This window comes from Simplicispira sp. GW247-4R2A, from assembly GCF_059424465.1.
On sequence record NZ_JBWKZM010000018.1, the window covers coordinates 36427 to 55196 of the forward strand.

Genomic DNA, 18770 nt, shown 5'->3' on the forward strand with positions numbered 1-18770 from the left:
GCGGTCCTTCAGGCACGCGCCAGAGCGTGCGGCTCTTGGGCAAGTTGCTCAGAAATCAGGCCAAAGCGGCGCTCGCGGCCATGGTAGGCCGCTATGGCCGCATCCAGCGCTGCCTCGTCAAACTCCGGCCAGAGCTTGTCGCTGAAAAAAAGTTCGGAATAAGCACTTTGCCACAGCAGGAAATTGCTCAGCCGCATCTCGCCGCCAGTGCGAATCAAAAGGTCGGGGTCGCGCACATGCGACAGCGCCATGGCGGCGTCCAGACTGTCCGGCGTGATCGCCTCGCCGCGCGCCGCCAGGCTGGCTGCGGCCTGGGCAATGTCCCAGCGGCCACCATAGTTGAAGCAAATGTTGAGCACCATGCGCGTGCAGTGTGCCGTCTGCTCCTCGGCCTGCTCCAGACCCGCACGCATGGAAGCCGTAAGGTTGGCGCGTTCGCCGACGAAGTGCAGGCGAATGCCATCGCGCGCCAATTGCGACACTTCGCGCCCTATGGCCCGTGCCAGCAGTTCCATCAGGCCGGACACTTCGTCGGCCGGGCGATTCCAGTTTTCGGAGGAAAACGCGAATACGGTAAGCACCGACACGCCACGCTCGGCGCAGGCCTTGACGCAGCGGCGCAACGCATCCACGCCCTGCTTGTGGCCCGCGAGACGCGGCAGGAAACGGCGTTTTGCCCAGCGGCCATTGCCATCCATGACGATGGCGATGTGGGTGGGTGCAGCGAGGGATTGGGCCATGCAGACGGGGTGCAGCGGTGCTTTCACACCGCCATGATGTCCTGTTCCTTGGCGATCACCAAGGCGTCGATGTCCGCCACATGGCGGTCGGTGATTTTCTGAATCTCGGCCTCGGAGCGCTTCTGGTCGTCTTCGGACGCCAGCTTGTCCTTGACCATGCGCTTGACAGCTTCGTTGGCGTCGCGGCGCAGGTTGCGCACGGCGATCTTGGCCGACTCGCCCTCGTTGCGCGCCAGCTTGGTCATTTCCTTGCGGCGCTCTTCGCTCATGGGCGGCATGGGAACACGGATCAGATCGCCCAGAGATGCCGGGTTCAGACCCAGGTCGCTCTCGCGGATGGCCTTTTCGATCTTGGCCCCCATGCCCTTTTCCCACGGCTGCACGCTGATGGTGCGGGCGTCGAGCAATTGCACGTTGGCCACCTGGCTGAGTGGCACCATGGAGCCGTAGTACTCCACATGGATGGAATCGAGCAGCGCGGGGCTGGCGCGGCCGGTGCGGATTTTCTGCAGGTTGTTCTTGAAGGCAACGATGGACTGGTCCATCTTGCCCTCCATGGTCTTGCGAATATCGGTTGTCATGTTCTTTCTCCTCGAAATCGGGGCCCGCGGCCGCGCAGTGCTTCAGGCATGCACCAGCGTGCCTTCGTCCAACCCCATCACAACCCGCTTGAGTGCCCCGGGCTTGAAGATGGAAAACACCTTCACCGGAAGCTTCTGGTCGCGGCACAGAGCAAACGCGGTGGCGTCCATGATGCCCAAGTTGCGCACCATGGCCTCGTCAAAGCTCAGTGTCGCATAGCGCGTGGCCGACGGATCCTTGTGCGGGTCGGCGGTGTACACGCCATCCACCTTGGTGGCCTTAAGAACGAGTTCGGCGCCAATCTCGGCGCCGCGCAGCGCCGCTGCCGTGTCGGTGGTGAAAAACGGGTTGCCGGTGCCGGCGGCAAACACCACCACCTTGCCTTCTTCCAGGTACTGCAGCGCCTTGGGCCGCACGTACGGCTCCACCACCTGCTCGATGGAAATGGCCGACATCACGCGCGCCGTCAGTCCCTGTTTGTCCATGGCATCGGCAAGCGCCAGCGCATTCATCACCGTGGCCAGCATGCCCATGTAGTCGGCTGTGGCCCGGTCCATGCCCTCGGCACCACCCGCGACGCCGCGAAAGATGTTGCCCCCACCAATCACCACCGCCACCTCGACGCCCATGCGGGTGATTTCTACCACCTCGCCCACCATGCGCACAATGGTGGCGCGGTTGATGCCAAAGGCATCGTCGCCCATCAGCGCCTCACCGGACAGCTTGAGCAAAATGCGCTTGTAGGCCGGTGTGGCAGTCGTCATGGAACGCTCCTTCTTGAGGCTTTGGTTGGTGAACAGACGTATGGACAGTGTTCAGGCGCCGGCCTTGGCAGCGGCGACCTGGGCAGCCACTTCGGCAGCAAAGTCGTCCACCTTCTTCTCGATGCCCTCGCCGACCACGTACAGAGCAAAACCCTTGACGGTGGTGGCGCGCTCTTTGAGCATCTGCTCGACGCTTTGCTTGTCGTTCTTCACGAAGGCCTGGTTGAACAGCGACACCTCCTTCAGGTACTTCTGCACGCCGCCTTCAATGCGCTTGGCCACGATTTCGTCGGACTGCACCGGCTTGCCTTCGGCTTGCGCCTTGGCTTTGTCTTCCGCAGCCTTGGCAGCGGCCACCGAGCGCTCTTTTTCAATCAGCTCGGCAGGCACATCGCTGCTGGCGAGGGCCACAGGCTTCATGGCGGCAATGTGCATCGCCACATCCTTGGCGGCAGTTTCGTCGCCTTCGTACTGCACCACCACGCCAATGCGCGTGCCGTGCAGGTAAGACGCAAGCTTGTCGCCGCCAGCAAAGCGCTGGAAACGGCGGAACGACATGTTCTCGCCAATCTTGCCAATCAGACCCTTGCGCACGTCTTCCAGCGTGGGACCGAAGCTGTCTTGTTCATACGCCAGTGCGCCCAGCGCGGCGATGTCGGCCGGGTTGTGCTTGGCAACAAGCTCGGCGGCGGCATTCGCCATGGCGATGAAACTGTCGTTCTTGCTGACGAAGTCGGTTTCGCTGTTGACTTCAACCAGCGCGCCGGTGTTGCCGTCGATGAAGCTTGCCACCACGCCCTCGGCCGTGATACGCGACGCCGCCTTGCCGGCCTTGGTGCCGAGCTTGACGCGCAGCAGCTCTTCGGCCTTGACCATGTCGCCATTGGCCTCGGTCAGCGCCTTCTTGCATTCCATCATCGGGGCATCCGTCTTGCCACGCAGTTCACCCACCATGCTTGCGGTAATTGCAGCCATTCTCAGTTCTCCAAATTCAATTCAGTCGTATCAAGATAAAAAAAGGGGGCCGATTCAGCCCCGCTTTTTCTTGCGACAAACGTCGCGCGGGCAGGGGACTCTCAGGCCACGGTCTCTTGCACTTCCACGAACTCGTCAGAGCCTTCAGTGGACACCGCCTTCACCACATCGGACACCACGTTGTTGCGGCCCTCAACGACCGCATCCGCCATGGCGCGCACGTACAGGTCAACCGCTTTGGCGGAGTCGTCGTTGCCAGGAATGACGTGGTCAATGCCTTCGGGCGAATGGTTGGTATCAACCACACCAATCAACGGAATGCCGAGCTTCTTGGCTTCAGCAATGGCGATCTTGTGGAAGCCCACGTCGACCACAAAGATGGCATCGGGCAGGGCCGTCATGTCCTGGATGCCGCCGATATCCTTTTCGAGCTTCTCGATCTCACGCGTGAACATGAGTTGCTCTTTCTTGCTCAGGGATTCAAGGCCAGCTTCCTGCTGCGCCTTCATGTCCTTGAGGCGCTTGATGGAGGTCTTGACGGTCTTGAAGTTGGTCAGCATACCGCCCAGCCAGCGCTGGTTCACGAAAGGCACGCCAGCGCGCTGGGCTTCAGCTGCGATGGTGTCGCGGGCCTGGCGTTTGGTACCGACAAACAGCACGGTGCCGCGGTTGGCGGTGAGCTGCTGAGCGAACTTCGTCGCCTCCTGGAGCATCGGCAGCGACTTTTCCAGGTTGATGATGTGAATCTTGTTGCGGTGGCCGAAGATGTACGGGGCCATCTTGGGGTTCCAGAACCGGGTCTGGTGGCCGAAGTGAACGCCGGCTTCCAGCATTTCGCGCATGGTGACTGCCATAAAAGTACTCCAAAGGTTGGGTCTAAAATCCAGTCCGACATCGCGGCCCGCCACTTCATTCGCTGGCACGGCCGCAACACCTTGGCGGGACTGGTTTGCTATTGTTTTCGCTGAGGTTTAACGCTCTGCAAAACCCAAGGATTCTAGCATAGGCATGGCAAAAGACCTTGACAGCACGCTGCGCCTGCTGCACACAGGCGCCACCAGCGCCAGCGCGGAAATGCAAACCTGCATCGCCCGCGCGCAAGCGCCGGAATGCCACCACGCGTTTTCGCTTCCTTTATTTGATGAGGCGCTGCAGACGGCCGCATCGCCCTCACTGGCGCACCGCCCCCTGGCTGGTTTGGCGGTGTCGGTCAAAGACCTGTTTGGCATGCAGGGCATCACCAGCATGGCGGGCTCCACCGTGCTGGCGGCCGAGCCGCCCGCCCTGCAAGACGCCCCCGCCGTGGCGCGCCTGCGTGCCGCTGGCGGCGTGGTCGTGGGCCGCACGCACATGGTGGAATTCGCCTTTTCGGGCGTCGGCACCAACCCTCACTACGGCACCCCGGCTGCCTTTGACGGGCGTTTTGGCGCCCTGCCCGGGCCGGCGCGCGTGCCCGGAGGCTCTTCATCGGGGGCCGCTGTGTCGGTGGCGACTGGTGCTGCCTTCATCGGCCTGGGCTCGGACACCGGCGGCTCGATTCGCATCCCCGCAGCGCTGTGCGGCATCGTCGGCTTCAAGAGCACGGCGCGCCTGGTGCCGACCGAAGGCGCCGTGCCGCTCTCCACCACCCTGGACACGGCCTGCGCCATGACCCGCTCGGTCCGGGACGCCGTGCTGGCGCACGAAATTCTGGCGGCCCGGCGCATCACACGCAGTGCGGCGCCGCTGTCGATGTGGCGCCTCGCCGTGCCCGGCGGCGTGTTTCTGGACGGGCTGGACGCCACCGTGCGCACGGCGTTTGAGCGCAGCATCGCGCAACTGCGCGCCGCCGGCGCCCACATTGAAGCAATTGAGCTGCGGCAAGCCGAGGAACTGTCAGGGCTGCAGGTACGCGGCAGCTTTGCCGCCGCCGAGGCCTTCGCCTGGCACCGCCACCGCTTGGCCCGGCACGCAGCCGCCTACGACCCGCGGGTGCGCGTGCGCATCGAGCGCGGCGCCACCATGTCTGCCGCCGACTACATTGATCTGTTGCAGGCGCGAGCCGGCTGGATCTCCAGCGTCGAAGCAGCCATCGCCGGCTTCGACGCCCTGCTCTCCCCGACGGTGCCCCTCGTCGCACCGCCTATTGCCAGCGTGGCGCCGGCCAATGGCCAGGATGCCGCGCAGGACGCTGTGCGCGACGCCGAGTTCCAGCGCGTCAACGCCTTGCTGCTGCGCAACACCAGCGTCGTCAACATGCTCGACGGCTGCGCCCTGTCGCTGCCCTGCCATGTGCGCGGCGAGTTGCCGGTGGGCCTGATGGTCTGGCACGGCGCACTGCACGACGACGCGGTGCTCAATATTGGCCTTCGTGCCGAAGAATTGCTCCAAAAACAATAGCTATCAGCGCTTACTACATAAGCGCTAGAAGCCAAAAACCCTTAAATTTATGAAGATAGCGATCGTGGGCGCCGGCGTGGTCGGCGTCTCAAGCGCGTACGAACTCGCGCGCGCAGGGCATGCGGTGACGGTGTTCGAGCGCCGCTCCAGCGTGGCCGAAGAATCGAGCTTTGCGCCAGGGGCTGTACTGGGCGCCGGCTTGCTCGCGCCCTGGGCCATGCCAGGCGCCATGGCAGCGCCCAGCCTGGTGGGTTCCGGCATCCGGGTGCGCACGCGCGGCGCCACTGTGGCCGAGCTGCGCTGGCTTTGGAACTGGCGCAGTGCAGCGCGCGCTGCTTTGCGCAGCAGCGAGCCCCCGCCGGCCATGCATGCGCTGGCAAAGCTGGCGCAGTTCAGCCAGCAGTGCTTTCTGGAGACCACCGAGGCGCTGGAACTTGATCTGGAACGCAGCCAGGGTGCACTGGTGCTGCTGCAAGATGAGCAGGGCGCGGCACCCTTGCGCGCGGCCGTGACGGCCCTGCGCGATGCTGGCACGGCGCTGCATGAAATCGGTGCCGAGGCCGCGCGCCACATCGAACCCGGCCTGGCAGAGGCCGAGCGCCTGACCATTGCACTGCACCTGCCACAGGCCGAGGCGGCCAACTGCCGCCAGTTCACCAGCGCTCTGCGCCAGGCGGCGCAGCGCCTGGGCGTGGTGTTCGAGTTTCAGGCCGAGGTCGCACGCTTGAGTCCATCCAGCGCTCGCATGGCGCTGCATCTTCAGGGCGAGACCCAGCCGCGCCCATTTGATGCCGCCGTACTGTGCACCGGCGCCCACACCGCACGTCTGGCGGAGCCGCTCGGCCTGCACCTCGGGCTGGTGGCGCTCTGGGGCAGCTCGCTGACCGCGCCGCTGCGCGAAGACGCCGCCGCGCCGCAAGGTGTCGTGATCGATGTGGCGCGGCAGGTGACGATCGCGCGCCTGGGCCAGCGCGTGCGTGTGGCCGGTGGCGCAGAACTCGGGCAAAGCGACGGCACGCCCCACCCGGCTACCGTGCGCCAGCTTCACGAAGCGCTGGACGCCTGGTTCCCTGGCAGCACGCAGCGCGCTGGCATGCAGCTGTGGCGCGGCGCACGGCCCATGCGCCCAGGCGGCCTGCCTGCGCTAGGGGCTAGCGGCGTGCCCGGTCTCTGGCTCAATTTGGGCCACGGCGGCTATGGGTGGTCGCTCGCCAGCGGCTGCGCACGCCTGCTGTCCGAGATGCTGAGCGGGCAGACGTGCGCATGGGCAGCGAGCGAACTGGCGCATTTTTCCGCCGCCAAAGCTTGAGCCGGTAACGCCAAGTGCGCAACCCGCACGCCCATAATGGCGCGCATGCTGCGCATCCTGCCTGACCGGCCCCACGCCCTGCACGACCTTGCCGCCACGCGCGCCCTGGAACAGGCCGCAGCGGCGGGTCTGCCCGAACACACGCTGATGCAGCGCGCAGGCCTGGCCACCGCGCAGCTCGCTCTGGCGCTCGCGCCGCACGCGCGCAAGGTGTGGATCGTCTGCGGGCCAGGCAACAACGGCGGCGACGGACTGGAAGCCGCCCTGCACCTGCACAACCCCACCCGCCAGGTCACGGTGACCTGGTTGGGCAACGATACCCACGTGCCGCCCGACGCACGCCGCTCGCTTGAGCGCGCGCGCAGCGCCGGCGTGTGCTTTGCCGACGGCCCCGCTACGGCCCTGACCGAGCGCGACTTGTGCATCGACGCGCTGCTGGGCATTGGCCTTGCGCCCGGGGATGCCTCGCGCCCGCCGCCTGAGCGTTGGCGCGCCCTGCTGCACCAGTTGCGCGCCGGCCCAGCCCCCTTGCTGTGTGTGGATGTGCCCAGCGGCCTGCAGACCGACGCCGGCGCCTGGGCAGAAGGATTCGCGCCGCGCATCCCCCCGGGGGCGCTCTGCCACACCCTCTCGCTCCTCACGCTCAAACCCGGCCTTTTCACCGCACAAGGGCGCGATGCCGCTGGCACCGTATGGCTTGATCGATTGGGCGTCTCTCCGGAGGATGCCCGTGCCTGCGCCTGGCTGGCCGGCCCGCCCGAACACAGCCCCCGCCCCCACGCCAGCCACAAGGGCAGCTTTGGCGACGTTGCCATCGTCGGCGGCGAAGGCCTGGCGCGGCGCGGCATGGGCATGGAGGGCGCGGCCCTACTTGCCGCCACGGCCGCATTGCACGCAGGTGCCGGGCGGGTGCTGGTGGCCCTATTGGACGGCGGCGCATTGCACGCTGCCAACTCGACCCCTGAACTGATGCAGCGCCACTTCGAGGCCCTGGAACTGGGCCAACTGACGGTGGTCTGCGGCTGCGGCGGCGGCGAAGCGGTGATCGAGGTGCTACCGCCCGTGCTCGCCCAAGCCGCTCGCCTGGTGCTGGATGCCGATGCGCTCAATGCCATTGCGCGGGACGCCAAACTGCAAACCGCCCTGGCCCAGCGCGCGGCGCGCGGCCTGCCCACCATCCTGACGCCCCACCCACTGGAAGCCGCCCGCCTGCTGGGCTGCAGCGCTGCCAGCGTGCAGGCCGACCGACTCACCGCAGCGCACACGCTGGCGCAGCGCTTTGGCTGCGTTTGTGTGCTCAAGGGCTCGGGCAGCATCGTGGCGCCCCCCGGGGAAGCCCCCTCTTTCATCAACCCCACGGGAAACGCCCGATTGGCCACGGCGGGCACGGGCGATGTACTGGCCGGCATGGTGGGCGCGCGCCTTGCCGCTGGCGACGCCCCGCTCGCCGCGGCGCGCCATGCGGTGTTCGTGCATGGCCGCCTGGCCGACGGCTGGCCCAGCGGCACAAGCTTGGTCGCCAGCGCATTGGCCTGCGCGCCAAATTTTGATTAAAAATAGGCGCTAGCGCTTATCCCATATGCGCTAGCAGCTCCTAAAACTATAGCGAAACGCACGCAAACGGCGGTCTGCGCTTCAGCTCCGGCGTGACTTGCCCTTGCCGGTACGCGCCGGTGCCTGGGTCAGCAGCGCAGCCTGCTGCCGCGATTTGCCTGCCGACGCGGGCGCCGAAGATGCAACGCGCCCGGCCTTGCGGCTCATGGGTGGTGCATCGTCCGCATCGCTGCGGGAACGCGCCGGCTTATCGCTTTTTTTGCTGCCGTTTTTCCCGCCGCTTCGGTCGCCAGCGCCGCGCGGCGCCAGCGCCTCGCCTTCATGCACCAGGCGGAAATCGATGCGGCGGCCATCAAGATCGACCCGGCTGACCTGCACGCGTACGCGCGAGCCGATGGCGTAGCGGGTACCGCTGCGCTCGCCGCGCAGTTCCTGGCGCGCCTCGTCGAACTTGAAGTAATCGCCGCCCAGTTCGGTGATGTGCACCAGGCCTTCGACGTACATCGCGTCCAGCGTGACGAAGATGCCGAAGCTGGTGACGGACGACACCACGCCGCCGTATTCCTCGCCCAGGTGCTCGCGCATGTACTTGCACTTGAGCCAGGCCTCGACATCGCGGCTGGCCTCGTCGGCACGGCGTTCGTTGGCGCTGCAGTGCAGGCCCGCCGCTTCCCACGATTGCGTTTCCGCCAGCGCAGCGCCCGTTTCCTTCTTGCGCGGCACGGCGCCGGGCCGGGGGACGCGCGCTGCCAGGCGCTTGGCCAACTTGGCATGCGCTTCACCCGGCATCGGCAGCATGGGCAGGCGGTACTTTGTATTGCCCAGAATCGACTTGATGACGCGGTGCACCAGCAGGTCGGGGTAGCGGCGAATCGGGCTCGTGAAGTGCGTGTACGCCTCGAACGCCAGACCAAAGTGGCCGCTGTTGATGGGCGTGTAGATGGCCTGCTGCATGGAGCGCAGCAGCATGGTGTGGATTTGCTGGGCGTCCGGCCGGTCTTTGGTGGCTTCGGCAATCGCCTGGAACTCGGACGGTGCCGGGTTGTCGCTGATGGTCATGCCCACCGCCATGGCCTTCAGGTAGCTGCGCAGGATGTCCTGCTTCTCGGGCGTCGGGCCTTCGTGCACCCGGTACAGGCCGTGCTGTTTGCCCTGCGCGATGAAGTCGGCGCTGCAAACGTTGGCGGCCAGCATGGCTTCTTCGATCAGCTTGTGGGCGTCGTTGCGCGTGCGCGGAATGATTTTCTCGATGCGGCCATTGTCGTCGCAGACGATCTGTGTTTCGGTGGTTTCAAAGTCCACCGCGCCGCGCTCGCGCCGGGCAATCAGCAAGGCGCGGTACACGTCGTGCAAATTCAGCAGATCGGACACGCGCTCCTGCCGTTTTGCCGCCTCGGGACCGCGCGTGTTCGCCAAAATAGCGGCTACCTCGGTGTAGGTAAAGCGTGCATGGCTGAACATTACCGCCGGGTAGAACTGGTAGGCGTGCACCTCGCCCTTGGCGGTGATCAGCATGTCGCAGACCATGCACAGGCGCTCGACCTCTGGGTTCAGCGAGCACAGGCCGTTGGAAAGCTTCTCGGGCAGCATCGGGATGACGCGGCGCGGAAAGTAGACGCTGGTGGCGCGGTCGTAGGCATCGATGTCGATGGCGCTGCCGGTCTGCACGTAGTGGCTCACGTCGGCGATGGCAACCAGCAGGCGCCAGCCCTTGGCGCGGCCCACTTTCGCTGGTTCGCAGTACACAGCATCGTCAAAATCGCGCGCGTCTTCGCCGTCGATGGTGACGAGCGGGACATCGGTCAGGTCGATGCGGGCCTTCTTGTCCTGTGGGCGTACCTTGTCGGGCAAGGCGCCGGCCTCGGCCAGGCACCCCTCTGAAAATTCATGCGGCACGCCGTACTTGCGCACGGCGATCTCAATCTCCATGCCGGGGTCGTCGACCTCACCGAGCACCTCGGTGATGCGGCCCACGGGCTGGCCATAGAGCGCGGGTGGCTCGGTCAGTTGCACAACCACCACCTGGCCCGGCTGCGCATCGGCGAGCGCCCCCTTGGGGATAAGCACGTCTTGCCCGTAGCGCTTGTCCTCAGGCGCAACGATCCACACGCCGCTTTCTTGCAGCAGCCGCCCGATCAGCGGTTGCGCGGGCCGCTCAATGATTTCAACCACCCGGCCCTCGGGACGGCCGCGCCGGTCCTGGCGCACGATACAGACACGCACGCGGTCTTTGTGCAACACCGCGCGCATCTCGTTCGGGGGAAGAAAAATGTCAGACAGACCGTCGTCGCGCAGGACAAAACCGTGGCCATCGCGGTGCCCTTGAACCGTGCCTTCAAATTCGTCGGAAGGCTGGTTTGCGGGCAATTTTTCACTCATTTTTTTGCTATACAATCTCGTTCTTTCCTGAAATGCCCAGGTGGCGGAATTGGTAGACGCACTAGTTTCAGGTACTAGCGAGTAACATCGTGGAGGTTCGAGTCCTCTCCTGGGCACCAAGTTTAACGAGAAGCCGCTGCGTAAGCGGCTTTTTTGTTGTTATTCGCTTGATCAGCGCATGAATCTTGGGTTCATTGCTATAAAATTCAGACATTCGAGTTCAAGCCCAGATGGCGGAATTGGTAGACGCACTAGTTTCAGGTACTAGCGAGTAACATCGTGGAGGTTCGAGTCCTCTTCTGGGCACCAAGCAAAAAGCCGCTGCAATCCTTGCAGCGGCTTTTTTATTGGGCATCGAGATTAAGCGCGCATCAGCGCCTTCAACGCGTTTTGCAGTCGGCGAGCGGCGCCCGCCTCGCTCGGCGTTGCCAGCAGCTGCGCCACATCCTGCGTCCAGGTCTCAGCCGGCGCTGCTTCATTGCGGCGCGTAAGCAGCTGCAATTGCATCATCCGGCGGGCCGATAGCTGATCGGCGGGCGTCGGCACTTCGGCGGCGATTTCAAGCCTGAGCAGCAGATCTGCTGCGGGCGCCTTGGGCTTGGGCTGCGGTGCTTGCGATAGCGCCTGCACCCAAAGGTTGCGCGCAGCTGCGTTCACGGCGCGGCCAAATTCCTGCGTGGATGGGATCTGCGAGGCATCGCGCGACTCCCAGGCCGCCAGCAAATGCGCCAGAGCTTCGCCGTGCGCCTGGGCGGCGAGCTTGCGCAGCGCCGCCTGCGCGTGCTCCAGTGCCTCGCGCTGTGCCCGGAAAGCGGCATCGCCCAATCGCGGCCCACGGTCAACAAACTCTGCACGCTCACCAAAGCGCCCCGATGGACGACCCATGCCCGGCGCACCATCGCGCGCCCCCCGGGCATCGCGGCGTTCGCCCGGCCTGGCGCCTCGGCCTGGTGCTGCCGGCACATCCTTCTTCATACCCGGCCGGTCGTCGCCGCGTACGGCCACGACCGGGCGTGGCACGGCCCGTGGTGCTGGCGCAGCAGCTTCTTCACCTTGCGCGCCGGCGTTGAGCTCTGCGGCGGCATCCATCGGAGAAGACGCTGGAGAAGCGTCTTGCGCCTGTCCTTCTGCGCTGCCAGCACCACTGCCTGAGGCCTTGGTCGGTGCCTCAGGAGGCTGCGCGATAGCCTGTTCGGCGGCATGGGCCGCCTGACCACGCAAAGCAGCCTCCAAAGCAGCCACGGCAGCGCGAATCGCCTGGACGTCACCGCCAGCGTTGGCGGCTTCCAGAGCCTTGGAGGCTTCGAGCACGGCTTTGTCGTGTGCGCTCGTCTGCTCTGCGCCGCGCTCGCGCTCGGCCGTCTTGCGATTGAAGGCCTCGTCAATGGGCTTGCGGAATGCGTCCCAAAGCTTTTGCTCCTGGCGTCGCTCCATCGGCACGGCTTGTGCCTCGGCTTGCCAGCGTTGCTGCAGAGCCTTGACGGCGTCGATGCGCAGCATGGGCGCGGCACCCAGCACTGCCGCCTCCTCAATCATGGCCTGGCGTCGACCCAAGCTGGCTGCTTGCGCGGCTTCAAACGGCGCAGCCGCCGCGTCCATGGCCCGCTTCCACTGGGGCAGCAGTTCGGCCAGCAGCTTCTCGCCCACATGCCCGCCCTCACGCCAGCGGGCGCCAAATTGCTGCAGTCCGCGCAAAACAGACTTCCAATCGGTATTGGTGGCGTTCTGCTCGCCCCAGGCCTGGAGTTCGGCAATCAGGGCCAAGCGCTGCGCCTTGTGCTCGGCTGCGTCAGCGCGCACTTTCTCCAGCCAAGCTTCCACCACCTTGTGTGCTTCGTTGCACGCCTCGTCGAATTTCTTCCATAGGCCATGGTTGGGCGCACCACCCTGATCGGCCTGCTTCCATTGCTCGCGCAACTGGCGCAGGCTCTCTTGCATCTTGCGCCCGCCCAGGGCCTGGCCATCCGGGCGATTGAGCAAGCCATGCGCCTTGGCAATGAGGTCTTCGCGGACCTGGTCAGAGCTCCAGCGCTGCCAGCCTTCGAGCTCGCCCGCCGCCACCAAACCCGCGTGCACGCGCTGCTCCAGCGCTGTGTCGATATGCCGGCCATGCTGCTTGAGCACGGTTCGCAGTGCCGCGGCAGCGCCAGAACTGGCTTTGCCGTGGCCCTGCGCCGTTTCCTGCTCCAGCTTGGCGAGCGCCTCAGACACCTTGGCCACTGATTGGGCGACGATCGCCGGGTCTGTTCTGGGCTTCGCAGGACGCGGAGCGCTCGCTTCGACCGCAGCCGGAACCTCGCCACGCGCGGCGCGCAATTCGTCGGCCCACAGCGGGACCGCCGGCAGCGGTGCCTGCGCATCTGCCGCCGCAGCCGCAGCCTGGGCGATGGCGGCCTGGAACGCATCCCAGACAACGAGCAGTTGCGCACGCGACGTATCAAGGAGCGGAGGAAAGCGCGCCTCCACGCTTGGCCAGCTGGCGTCGCTCGCCAAGGCCTGCGCCTGGTCCTGCCAGTTCTGTACGTCAGCCTGCAGCGCCTCACGCACCGCGTGGGCATCCTGCCAGGATTTGGTCGACAGCACTTCAATGCGCTGGGCAAGCAGCACCGCGGCCTCGCGCTGCACCTGCACGCGGTGCTGGAGGTCTTCAATCACCTTGATGCGCTCGGTCAAAGCCGTCTTAAGCTCGGCCAGCGGTTCGCGTGAGAGCGGCGCACCGGCCTTGGCGGCGTCGCGCTGCCAGGCCATGGCGTCGGCGATATTGAGTTTGGAGGCCGCCAGCAGCGCAGTGGCCTTTTCTGCCCATTCGGCAGCAATCAACTCCTGGCTTTTGGCTCGGCGAATTTCATCCAGACGCTCGCGCACCGCACGCGCAGCGCCTTTGTCGCGGCCACTCAGCTCCTTGAAGACTTCCTGGAGCTGCGCCGGCTCGGGCTGTGAGACCAGCCACTCACGAATGCGGGCAGCGCGCTCACCAGAGGTTGCAGCAGAAAAGGCTCCACCAGTCAGCCCGTCCAGGGGATGCACGGGCGCTGCCGGTGCCGGCGTGGGGGTGAGATCAGGGGCGTCGGACATCTTGTTGCGCAAAGAAAAAGGAAACATGAGCAGGTTGAGGCGATGGCGTACAAGAGCTCGCCAATCAAACAAAGAAATAAGAACAGAGGGCACGTCATTGCGTGCATGGGCCTATTTTCACCGCGTTTTGGTTCGACTCCCCAATTTCCTGGTTTTCACACCAGCGCCCGCTGCCTGCACTTGCCTCGCAGAGGCCACCAGGCGGAGCGATGCAAGCACCGTGAAGCCTTCAAGGGTCTTGTCGGCACAGGCCAAATCAGCGGTTTCATACAGCTATTTAATAACAAACAAAGCTAATAAACTACAATGTTAGTGTTGACCTGGCATTTGATGCCCTCCTAGAATCCGCGATCTTGGCACCAACGCTAAGTACAAACCCCAGTTCCGCTGCCGATCTCGGCTAAGTCAAAACGGTCCAGTGCTACACGCCAGGCACGAATTTGATGGCGTACCAATCAGGTGAACATCGCGAACGCGAGACCTTGTGTCTGTGCGAACCGCGACAGTACCGCCGAAAGGAAGCTATGACAGCGACAGGAAAGTTGGCCGCGGCCTTGCGTGTGATGGCAAACACCTTGACCAACGTCTTTTTGAAAACGACCCACAACAGCTTTGCGCTGCTCGGACTCGCCGTGGCCTGCTTGGCCATCATGCTGGCAGCACGCCCCGATTTGCGTGCCCAAGGCGAAGTGCAACTGCGCAGTTGGCTTGAAGCGCGCCAGAGCGTGGCACCAGAAGCGGACGACGCACTAGATATAGAGGAGCCGAGCGAACGGGTGCTGGCAACAGATCCGCAAGGCCTGCCCAAGGAGCAGGCACGCGTGGCCTATTGGCTCAGCAAGAAATACAACGTGGCGCCTGAGCCACTGAGCTTGCTGGTCAGCGAGGCCTATGAAATTGGCAGCAAGACCAAGCTCGATCCGACGCTCATTCTGGCCATCATGGCCATTGAGTCGAGCTTCAATCCCTTTGCCCAGAGCCCGGTCGGCGCGCAAGGCCTGATGCAAGTGATGACCCGCGTGCACACCGACAAGTATGAGAGCGCGGGCGGGCATCTCGCAGCCTTTGACCCGGTCACCAATTTGCGGGTCGGCGTACAGGTGCTGCAAGAATGCATCCGCCGCGCCGGCTCCCTCGAAGGCGGCTTGCGTTACTACGTGGGCGCCGCCAATATTGAAAGCGATGGCGGCTATGCCGCCAAGGTGATGGCCGAGCACTTCCGCTTGCGCCAGGTAGCCGCCGGGCGCAGCACGCGCACCGCACCTTCCGCCGCCGGCACCTTGACCACCAAGGCCGTGACGCCTGCTGCGCCGGCCCCTGCCATCCCGGCTGCGGCCAGCGCCGACAAAGTCGCCCTGCTCTCCGCACTTTGAGCAAGTCGGCCCAGGGTCTCAGGTAAACTCGCGGGGTACGCGACTGGCGATAGGCGCGGCCCCAAGGGCCGTCGCTGACGTGGAAACCAGCAAGGCGCTGTCCTTGTGAACCACCGGGAAGCGTGCCGCACGGGCCCCCGTCCGCTGCGTTCCGCCGTTCGCCTGGGCAGCCCTTGATTCAAGGGACACAAGTTCACAGGACTGCCATGTACCAACGCAATATTCTCGTAGAGCAAACCGACCCTGAGCTGTTCGCTGCCATTCAGGCCGAAAACCGGCGCCAGGAAGAGCACATCGAACTGATCGCGAGCGAGAACTACGCCTCGCCCGCTGTCATGTGGGCCCAGGGCACGCAGCTGACCAACAAATACGCCGAGGGCTATCCCGGCAAGCGCTATTACGGTGGCTGCGAGTACGTCGACATCGCCGAGCAGCTGGCCATTGCCCGCATCAAAGAGATTTTTGGTGCCGAAGCGGCCAACGTGCAGCCCCACTGCGGCGCGTCGGCCAACGAAGCGGTGTTTCTTGCCTTCTTGAAGCCGGGCGACACCATCATGGGCATGAGCCTGGCCGAAGGCGGGCATTTGACGCACGGCATGGCACTCAACATGTCGGGCAAGTGGTTCAACGTGGTGTCCTACGGGCTCGACGCCAACGAGGTCATCGACTACGACGCCATGGAACGCAAGGCGCACGAGACCAAGCCCAAGCTCATCATCGCGGGTGCTTCGGCGTACAGCCTGCACATCGACTTCGCGCGCTTCGCCAAGGTGGCCAAAGACGTCGGCGCCATTTTCATGGTGGACATGGCGCACTACGCCGGCCTGATTGCCGCTGGTGTCTATCCCAACCCCGTGCCGCACGCGGATATCGTCACCAGCACCACCCACAAAAGCCTGCGCGGTCCGCGCGGCGGCGTCATTCTGATGAAGGCGCAGCATGAGAAGGCGATCAACAGCGCCATCTTCCCCGGCCTGCAGGGCGGCCCGCTGATGCACGTGATTGCGGCCAAGGCGGTAGCCTTCAAGGAAGCGCTGCAACCCGAATTCAAGCAGTACCAGGAGCAGGTGCTCGTCAACGCACGCATCATGGCCGAAACCTTGACGCAGCGCGGGCTGCGCATCGTCAGCGGTGGCACGCAGAGCCACTTGATGCTGGTCGACCTGCGTGCCAAGGGCATTACCGGAAAGGATGCCGAAGCAGTATTGGGATCGGCCCACATGACGATCAACAAGAACGCCATCCCGAACGATCCGGAAAAGCCCATGGTGACCAGCGGCATCCGCCTGGGCACGCCTGCCATGACCACGCGCGGTTTCAAGGACGAGGAAGCCCGCCTGACCGCCAACCTGATTGCCGACGTGCTCGACAAGCCGCGCGATGAGGCCCATGTGGCTGCCGTGCGTGCCAAGGTGAACGCGCTGACGGCCCAGTTCCCCGTCTACCGCGGGTAAAGCGGCGATCATGAAGTGCCCCTTCTGCGGCCATCTCGACACCCAGGTGGCCGAGACGCGGGTCGCGGAAGACGGCGACTTCATCCGCCGCCGGCGCCGCTGCCTGGCCTGTGGCAAGCGCTTCACGACCTACGAGAAGCCTGAAGTCAGCTTTCCTGTCGTCGTCAAGAAAGACGGGCGACGCACTGAGTACGCCCATGCCAAGCTGCTCGGCTCGTTTGCCATTGCGCTGCGCAAGCGCCCGGTAAGCACGACGCAGGTGGACGCGGCCATAGAACGCATCGAGGAACAGCTCCTCAGCCTGGGGCAGCGCGAGATCGCGTCCAGCCGCATTGGCGAACTGGTCATGCGCGAACTCAAGAAGCTCGATCAGGTGGCCTACATCCGCTACGCCAGCGTGTACCGCAGCTTCGAGGACATCGACGAGTTCAAGCACCTGGTGGACGAGGTGCGGCGCTGAGCCAGCGCTTGCCCCGCGCTCAAGAGCGCGAAAATTTTAAGGTTTTTTGGCCTCTAGCGCTTATCCAGTAAGCGCCAGAAGCTATTCTTTCTATAGCGAATTCAAGGGGCTTCGGCTGCAATCGGCGCCACGCTTTGGTGCACGTCGCCGCACTGCGCGCGGTGGCGCAGGGCATGGTCCATCAGCACCAGCGCCAGCAGTGCCTCGGCAATGGGCGCCGCCCGTATGCCCACACAGGGGTCGTGGCGGCCGCGGGTGCTGACCTGGACCGACTGCCCGGCTGTGTCAATCGACTCGCGCGGACTGAGGATGGAACTGGTTGGCTTGATAGCGATCTGCACCTCGATGTCCTGCCCCGTGCTGATGCCGCCCAATACCCCGCCCGCATGGTTGCTGCGAAAGCCCTCGGGTGAGAGCGAATCGCCATGCACGGTGCCCCGCTGCGCGGCGCTGGCAAAACCGGCGCCGATTTCCACGCCCTTGACGGCATTCAATCCCATCATGGCCCAGGCAATGTCGGCATCGAGCTTGTCGTAAATCGGTTCGCCCAGCCCAATGGGAACGCCGGTGGCCTGCACGCGGATGCGCGCACCGCAGGAGTCGCCCGCCTTGCGCAGCGCGTCCATATAGGCCTCCAAACGCTGCACGTCGGCCACCGGTGCAAAAAACGGGTTCTGCGCCACGTGCTCCCAGGACTCAAAGCCAATGTCGAGCTCGCCCAGTTGGCTCATGCAGGCGCGCACCTGGGTGCCGAACTGCGCAGCCAGCCACTTTCGCGCCACGGCGCCGGCCGCCACGGTGGGCGCCGTCAGCCGTGCTGAGGAACGCCCGCCACCGCGCGGGTCGCGTACGCCGTACTTGTGCCAATAGGTGTAGTCGGCATGTCCGGGGCGAAAGCGCTGGGCGATATCGCCATAATCCTTGCTGCGCTGGTCGGTGTTGCGAATCAACAGGGCAATCGGCGTGCCGGTGGTCAGGCCTTCGTAGACCCCCGAGAGGATTTCCACCGCATCGGGCTCGGCGCGCTGTGTGACGTGGCGACTGGTGCCGGGGCGGCGCCGGTCCAGGTCGGCCTGGATGTCGGCCTCGCACAAAGGCATGCCAGGCGGGCAGCCGTCGATCACGCAGCCAATGGCCGGGCCGTGGGATTCACCAAAGTTGGTGACTGCGAAAAGGGTGCCGAATGTGTTGCCGCTCATGGGCCGCCATTATCAGGGCAGCGACACGGGCGAGCACCGCACAAGTGGCTTACTTCCCGGCGGCGGCACCGGGCGTATCGCTGTCCTCGCCCTCGGGCCAATCGCGGATATAGGCCTTGAGCATTTTGTTTTCGAAATTCTGGCTGTCCACCACGGCCTTGGCAACGTCGTAGAAGCTGATGACTCCCATCAGCATGCGGTTGTCCATGACCGGCATGTAGCGCGCGTGGCGTTCGAGCATCATGCGGCGCACTTCGTCCATATCGGTCGCATTGGTACAGGTCAGCGGGTGGTCGTCCATGGCCGTACGCACCAGCATCGTGCCCACTGCGCCGCCATTGCGCACCAGCGCCTGGATGACTTCGCGGAAGGTGAGCATGCCCACCAAGTCGCCATGCTCCATGACCACCAGCGAACCGATGTCCCGCTCCGACATCACGCGCACGGCGTCCGCAAGTGGTTCGGCAGGGTGGGCGGTGTAGAGCGTATTGCCCTTCACACGCAAGATGTCGCTGACTTTCATGGGG

Annotated in this window: 15 protein-coding genes, 2 tRNA genes and 1 riboswitch; of the genes, 8 read left to right on the forward strand and 9 right to left on the reverse strand. The window is 64.8% G+C overall.

The features are described 5' to 3' along the window. Positions 1 to 8: 8 nt before the first annotated feature. The 5 genes from uppS to rpsB form a co-directional block, all read right to left on the reverse strand. The gene (gene uppS / locus AC07ZH_RS13060; RefSeq protein ID WP_495200115.1) at positions 9 to 740 is read right to left on the reverse strand and encodes a polyprenyl diphosphate synthase; all 732 of its coding nucleotides are present in this window, start codon (positions 738 to 740) and stop codon (positions 9 to 11) included. Between the two features lie 23 nt (positions 741 to 763). Beyond that, positions 764 to 1321 carry a ribosome recycling factor gene (gene frr, locus AC07ZH_RS13065; RefSeq protein ID WP_495200116.1) on the reverse strand — a complete coding sequence of 186 codons (558 nt, stop codon included), beginning with the start codon at positions 1319 to 1321 and terminating at the stop codon, positions 764 to 766. 42 nt (positions 1322 to 1363) lie between these two features. Further along, positions 1364 to 2086 carry a UMP kinase gene (pyrH, locus tag AC07ZH_RS13070; protein ID WP_495200117.1) on the reverse strand — a complete coding sequence of 241 codons (723 nt, stop codon included), beginning with the start codon at positions 2084 to 2086 and terminating at the stop codon, positions 1364 to 1366. Positions 2087 to 2137: 51 nt separating this feature from the next. After that, positions 2138 to 3061 carry a translation elongation factor Ts gene (gene tsf / locus AC07ZH_RS13075; protein WP_119110462.1) on the reverse strand — a complete coding sequence of 308 codons (924 nt, stop codon included), beginning with the start codon at positions 3059 to 3061 and terminating at the stop codon, positions 2138 to 2140. Between the two features lie 101 nt (positions 3062 to 3162). Beyond that, a complete protein-coding gene (rpsB, locus tag AC07ZH_RS13080; RefSeq protein ID WP_495200118.1) occupies positions 3163 to 3915 on the reverse strand; it encodes a 30S ribosomal protein S2 in 753 nt (250 codons plus the stop codon). Positions 3916 to 4069: 154 nt separating this feature from the next. Here rpsB and AC07ZH_RS13085 point away from each other — a divergent pair, with 154 nt between their 5' ends. The 3 genes from AC07ZH_RS13085 to AC07ZH_RS13095 are packed head-to-tail and all read left to right on the forward strand — an operon-like array spanning position 4070 to position 8303. Continuing rightward, on the forward strand, positions 4070 to 5440 hold the full coding sequence (locus tag AC07ZH_RS13085; RefSeq protein ID WP_495200119.1) for an amidase: 1371 nt from the start codon (positions 4070 to 4072) through the stop codon (positions 5438 to 5440). 49 nt (positions 5441 to 5489) lie between these two features. Further along, entirely contained in the window at positions 5490 to 6749 is a 1260-nt protein-coding gene (locus AC07ZH_RS13090; protein ID WP_495200120.1) for an FAD-dependent oxidoreductase, read from the forward strand. Positions 6750 to 6794: 45 nt separating this feature from the next. Continuing rightward, positions 6795 to 8303, forward strand: coding sequence for an NAD(P)H-hydrate dehydratase (locus tag AC07ZH_RS13095; RefSeq protein ID WP_495200121.1), 1509 nt, complete (start codon positions 6795 to 6797; stop codon positions 8301 to 8303). An 81-nt stretch (positions 8304 to 8384) separates the two neighbouring features. On the opposite strand, the gene rnr is transcribed toward AC07ZH_RS13095, so the two are convergent. Then, on the reverse strand, positions 8385 to 10682 hold the full coding sequence (gene rnr / locus AC07ZH_RS13100; protein WP_495200122.1) for a ribonuclease R: 2298 nt from the start codon (positions 10680 to 10682) through the stop codon (positions 8385 to 8387). A gap of 34 nt (positions 10683 to 10716) precedes the next feature. Here rnr and AC07ZH_RS13105 point away from each other — a divergent pair. Beyond that, positions 10717 to 10801: transfer RNA gene (locus AC07ZH_RS13105), tRNA-Leu, on the forward strand. A 105-nt stretch (positions 10802 to 10906) separates the two neighbouring features. Further along, positions 10907 to 10991 (forward strand) — tRNA-Leu (locus tag AC07ZH_RS13110). 51 nt (positions 10992 to 11042) lie between these two features. On the opposite strand, the gene AC07ZH_RS13115 is transcribed toward AC07ZH_RS13110, so the two are convergent. Next, positions 11043 to 13757 carry a DUF349 domain-containing protein gene (locus tag AC07ZH_RS13115; protein WP_495200123.1) on the reverse strand — a complete coding sequence of 905 codons (2715 nt, stop codon included), beginning with the start codon at positions 13755 to 13757 and terminating at the stop codon, positions 11043 to 11045. A 524-nt stretch (positions 13758 to 14281) separates the two neighbouring features. Here AC07ZH_RS13115 and AC07ZH_RS13120 point away from each other — a divergent pair. From AC07ZH_RS13120 to nrdR, 3 genes are all read left to right on the forward strand, one after another. Further along, complete coding sequence (locus tag AC07ZH_RS13120) at positions 14282 to 15130, forward strand: lytic transglycosylase domain-containing protein (protein WP_495200124.1); 849 nt, start codon at positions 14282 to 14284, stop codon at positions 15128 to 15130. Positions 15131 to 15159: 29 nt separating this feature from the next. Further along, positions 15160 to 15305, forward strand: a riboswitch (ZMP/ZTP riboswitch). Positions 15306 to 15336: 31 nt separating this feature from the next. Beyond that, positions 15337 to 16584 (forward strand): serine hydroxymethyltransferase, encoded by a 1248-nt coding sequence (glyA, locus tag AC07ZH_RS13125; RefSeq protein WP_119110454.1) that lies wholly within the window; start codon positions 15337 to 15339, stop codon positions 16582 to 16584. 10 nt (positions 16585 to 16594) lie between these two features. Further along, on the forward strand, positions 16595 to 17044 hold the full coding sequence (gene nrdR, locus AC07ZH_RS13130; protein ID WP_119110453.1) for a transcriptional regulator NrdR: 450 nt from the start codon (positions 16595 to 16597) through the stop codon (positions 17042 to 17044). A gap of 101 nt (positions 17045 to 17145) precedes the next feature. Here the strand turns inward: nrdR and aroC are convergent, their stop codons facing one another. Both aroC and AC07ZH_RS13140 read right to left on the reverse strand, forming a co-directional pair. Then, entirely contained in the window at positions 17146 to 18243 is a 1098-nt protein-coding gene (aroC, locus tag AC07ZH_RS13135; RefSeq protein ID WP_119110452.1) for a chorismate synthase, read from the reverse strand. A 49-nt stretch (positions 18244 to 18292) separates the two neighbouring features. Then, positions 18293 to 18766, reverse strand: coding sequence for a CBS domain-containing protein (locus tag AC07ZH_RS13140; RefSeq protein WP_119110451.1), 474 nt, complete (start codon positions 18764 to 18766; stop codon positions 18293 to 18295). Positions 18767 to 18770: the final 4 nt, after the last annotated feature.